This window comes from Candidatus Obscuribacterales bacterium, assembly GCA_036703605.1.
In the GTDB taxonomy this organism is placed as follows: Bacteria; Cyanobacteriota; Cyanobacteriia; order RECH01; family RECH01; genus RECH01.
This window is the reverse complement of the sequence record DATNRH010000892.1, coordinates 1-4,402: the sequence shown is the minus strand read 5'-3', so window position 1 is coordinate 4,402 and position 4,402 is coordinate 1. Positions and strand designations below refer to the sequence as shown.

Below are 4,402 nucleotides of genomic sequence, written 5' to 3'. Positions count from 1 at the left end.
GTCATCTAGCTTTTGCAGACGGGTGTTGAGGTTGCCGCGAATATCTTTGAAGACCAAGTGCGGATAGTGATAACGCAACTGGGCCAAACGTCGTAGCGATGACGTACCCACCACAGCCCCCTCGGGCAGGGTGTCCAGTTGCTTATCTTTGTGGTTTTCATGCACCACCAAGGCATCCGCCGGGTTTTCCCGCTCGGTCACACAGCCGAGAATCAAACCGCCCGGCAGGTTGGTGGGCAAGTCCTTAAGGGAATGGACAGCAAAGTCAATATCCCCGTTGAGCATCCCCACTTCTAGCTCTTTGGTGAACAGCCCCTTATCGCCGATTTTGGCTAGGGCTACGTCTAGAATCTTGTCGCCCTGGGTGCTCATCGTAGAGATATCAAAGTGGCGATCGGGATAGTGATGTTGAAGCTGATCACGCACCCAATGGGTCTGAACCAGAGCAAGCTGGCTTTTGCGGGAACCAATGCGAACTGTGCGGGGAGGACTTGCAATCATGTGAAACCCAGATGTAAAGACGTATCTATAACGGTTAAGTGTCGTGAACAAGGGCTGGCAATTGAAAAATTGCACTGTTTATTACAGTACCGTAGGCTGTTGCGCAAAAAACGCTTCTGCAACATTCCCGCAACATTCTGTCCCTAATTACCGACAGCCAGCCCTGTCCTATCCGCCATCGTCCCATGAGTTAGGCCATCCAGACACCCTGAAACCGTTCCAACATTTGAACGTTCACCTAAAGCCTCAACCCAACTGACCCCAGCTATCCCTATTCGTTACCGAGTAAAACCCTAGACCGCGTCGTACTGACGGCCACGCCATTGGGTGGGGGTGCGGCTGGCGGAGAGGGCAATGCGCACAACCGCTAAGGGGTCAGCAAAAGGCGAGAGCCAAAAGGCCCATGCGCCCTTGCTCTGGGAGGCATCGTAGGACGAGGCGATCGCCCACAGCAAAGCAAATCGCATGGTCACCAGCAATGCATTCATGCCCAAACAAATCCACAGAACTGGAGCCGCATAGCCTAGGGCAACTAGGGCGATCAACAGCGGCAAAAGCACCAGCGGCAATCCCTGCACCAGCGCCAAAAACGCAACATCACCCCAGGTTTGGATCGGCGTGGCGGCATCTTTTAAATCGAGCGATCGCCCCCATTCCTTCCAGGTTTCAGCCATGCCTTCATACATGCGCACCTTCAGCAGCTTGGCACCGTCCAAAAATCCTACTTTGGCACCCTGGGCGGCGGCATAGCGAGCCAGGGTAACGTCATCACAAAAGGAATTGCGGGCGCTGCTATAGCCGTCCAGCATCGTCAACAGCGATCGCCGACAGAGGAAGCATTGACCATTGGCCATCACCCGTTCCGATCCTAGGTCAGAGCCAGCGATCGCACTGCCGGACGGGCCAAAGCGATAGATCAGCGTCATCAGCAGAGCCGGCTGTAGCCAAAATTCCCCCGGCTGTTTGAGGATGAACTGGGGGGAGAGTGACACGAGGTCAAAGTTACCGGCTTCCGCCGCCGCCACCAAACCCGCCACCAGACCCGGCTGGGGCTGGGTATCAGCATCCACGCCAAGAAACCAAGTGCTTTGGTCAGAACTGTTGAGGAAGCCAGTGTGCAGGGCCCAAGGGCGACCCACCCAGCCTGCAGGTAGGGGATCGTCGTAAACCACCCGAAAGCGCGGATCCCGTTGCTGCATGGTTTTCACCCGATCAACCGTGCCATCCTGAGAGCGGCTATCGACGATGATAATTTCCCGCACCCCAAAACTCTGGCGGCTGAGACCGTCTAGGCAGGGCTGAATGCGATCGGCTTCGTTGAGGGTTGGCACCACCACGCTCACCTTGCCAAACTGGGAGAGATTCGCCTGCTGCGGCGGTAGGGGTGGTTGCCGAGTGGGGCCCTGCAGCAGGCGCGAGAGCAAAATTGCCAATGCAGGAAGCTGAATCACCAGCAGCACAAAGAGCGCTACGGCGATCCATCCAGGAAGATTGAGCCATGTAGATGCCTGAGATATACCCACGTCGATCACTTACTGCTGACTCCAACGGGGGTTGAGGGTAGGTCAGACATGGGATCGTCCATCATGCTGGTCTTAGGAGCGATCGCCCCCTGAGCTTCGATGGACTTAGCCCGGTTCCAGCACAGCGCCGCTGGCCCAAGCCCCACAACAATGCCCAAGAGCACCGGCTGCCAAAAACCAGCCGCCAAGCTCATCACCATGGCAAAGGTAAAGTTACCGACGTAGACCGTAAAAGGCAGATTGAGCTGCGCCGCCGTTAAGCGAATCGGTTGGCGGAACCAGATGACAGCAGCAATGCCCATGAACAGGCAGCCCGTCGCTGTCCAGCCAGCAAAGTTTTGGTAGGGCATCCCAAAGAAAGCACCGGGTTCATGCCAATACCAAAACGGCATCGCGGTTTGGCTCATGGCCGGATCGAGCACAAAATCCCAAGAGGTGAGCAACACAGCACCGAGGAGCACCGCTGCAATTTGCCGCCACCAGGTCATCGGACGCAGGACATCGGTGGACTGGAGACGTTCAACGGAATCTAAGCCGGTGCGGGCCAAGAGGTAGGAAGCGAGGCCCAAGTAAAACCAAGACAAGGGAATGGTAAACGGTACCAAACCGGATATTTTGTAGCCCAGACCGCTGAGGTAACTATAGTTGCCGAAGGGAAACCCGGTACTGGTGCCCAGCAGTTCACTGCCTAGGGAGAGGAACACCGCTGGAAGCATAAAGGTGAGCCAGTTCCGTAAACCTAGAGTACGGTAGGCATAGAGCGCTACGGCGATCGCTCCTAAGACAATGTAAACTACGCCACCCCCAGCCATGCTCCAGCGGAACATGGTCTGACCAGCAGGCACATGGCTGAGAAATTCTGGATGGGGCATCACCAGCAACAGACCGGCTAAGCCGAAGGCCATGGACACCAAATGCCCAATTAAACAAATGCGTTCTGCAAGCATTAATTGCTTCATTACAGACTCCCTAGACGACATGGATAGCGGATAGGCGGAACGGGTGGACTCGTGATTTGCTAAGGATTTCCTAATAGTTTACAAATATTTGCAAACAAATATTCAAATTCCTCCGGGCAATTTAGGGGAATTCCCTAGTTCTTGCCGGACAATCAGGTATCCCCATGATGAGGAACTGCCCCTAAGGTACAGGATGCTCTGGGCTATCGTGGGCGATCGCCCCTAGATCATCAAGTAAGCACCTACCGCCGTGGTCGAATCCATCCGGGTAGAGGTTGAGCCTCGTGAAGATTATGGGAGCAATCGAGAACCGCCGCAGTGCAATGTGTGCCAGACTCTGAGAGAATGCTTGTGCTATAGAGTGAAGCAATACCACTGAGAAGGCTGTGATGGGGAGTTTGGGGATTTTGATCGGGGCGATCGCCCTGCTGTTGGTTTTAGGATGGATCGCCATTGAGGTGCAGTATCGACGGCGACCGGGCAATCGGCTGCAGTTGCGGGCAGGCACTTGGAATCTAGATGTCTATGAGCCTCAGCATTACCGCATTGTGGGCGATATGGAGTTTGTCAACCAAACCCAGCGCCTAGAGCTGATGGTGCCGGAGGTCTCGGCAACGGCAACGCTGCTGTCCAAAGACAGTCTCGACACGGTTCAGCATACACTGCAGATCACTCCCTGCCATCCCGATGCCGATGCCCGCGAGGATGGCTATTGGTTTGGCTATATTGTCAAAATTGGCAAGACCACCCGCATGGAGGTGGTGCTGGATGTAGTGGGTGATCAGCTAGAGGCGCTGCAGGCCGCCTGGATTAAGGTGCGCTATGTCACCTATGGGCCCCAAGGGCGAGTACCCAAGACGCGCCATGTGATTGTTCCCCTCAGGTTTCCCAGCCCCGATGCGCCTATCCAGTGGCGAGCGAGCGAGCGAGCTAATATTTTGCCGGTGAAAACCCATTTGCTCACCCACTTAGATGATCCAGTAGAAGTGGTGAAGCGCTACGTCATGCCCCATGCCCAGCCCGGCGATATTGTCACCATCGGCGAAACTCCGATCGCCATCATGCAAGATCGCTTCCGCCACCCCACCACCGTACAGCCCGGCTGGGTGGCCCGCCGTCTGTGCTACTACTTCATGCCCACCTCCAGCCTAGCCACCGCCTGCGGCATGCAGACCTTGGTAGACATTTCCGGTCCGTGGCGGGTGGTGTTTGCGTTCTTGGTGGGAGCGATCGCCAAAAAAGTCTTTAAACGACCGGGCATGTTTTACCAACTAGCCGGAGAGCAGGCCCGCCTGATTGATGATGTCACCGGCACCCTGCCTCCCTATGATCAGTTCATCGTCCTGGGGCCCGAAGATCCCCAACGGGTGGTCAATCAAATCCAGGCGGAGACAGGTTTGGCGGCAGCGATCGTGGATG

General features: G+C 55.8%; 4 protein-coding genes. 1 reads left to right on the top strand and 3 read right to left on the bottom strand.

The window, feature by feature from the left end; genetic code table 11:
- From hemC to V6D20_18345, 3 genes are all read right to left on the bottom strand, one after another.
- Positions 1-501, bottom strand: a 501-nt coding sequence (gene hemC, locus V6D20_18355) for a hydroxymethylbilane synthase (GenBank protein ID HEY9817745.1), incomplete at its 3' end; no start/stop codon positions are given.
- 293 nt (positions 502-794) lie between these two features.
- Positions 795-2,024 carry a glycosyltransferase family 2 protein gene (locus V6D20_18350; protein ID HEY9817744.1) on the bottom strand — a complete coding sequence of 410 codons (1,230 nt, stop codon included), beginning with the start codon at positions 2,022-2,024 and terminating at the stop codon, positions 795-797.
- Between the two features lie 5 nt (positions 2,025-2,029).
- Positions 2,030-2,983, bottom strand: coding sequence for a carotenoid biosynthesis protein (locus V6D20_18345; protein HEY9817743.1), 954 nt, complete (start codon positions 2,981-2,983; stop codon positions 2,030-2,032).
- 389 nt (positions 2,984-3,372) lie between these two features.
- Here V6D20_18345 and V6D20_18340 point away from each other — a divergent pair.
- Positions 3,373-4,402: hypothetical protein (locus V6D20_18340; GenBank protein HEY9817742.1), on the top strand; the 1,030-nt coding region annotated here is incomplete at its 3' end.

What these genes read in the sequence shown, in the direction of transcription:
- V6D20_18345 (HEY9817743.1), bottom strand. Translation starts at nt 2,983, where the DNA reads ATGAAGCAATTAATGCTTGCAGAACGCATTTGTTTAATTGGGCATTTG.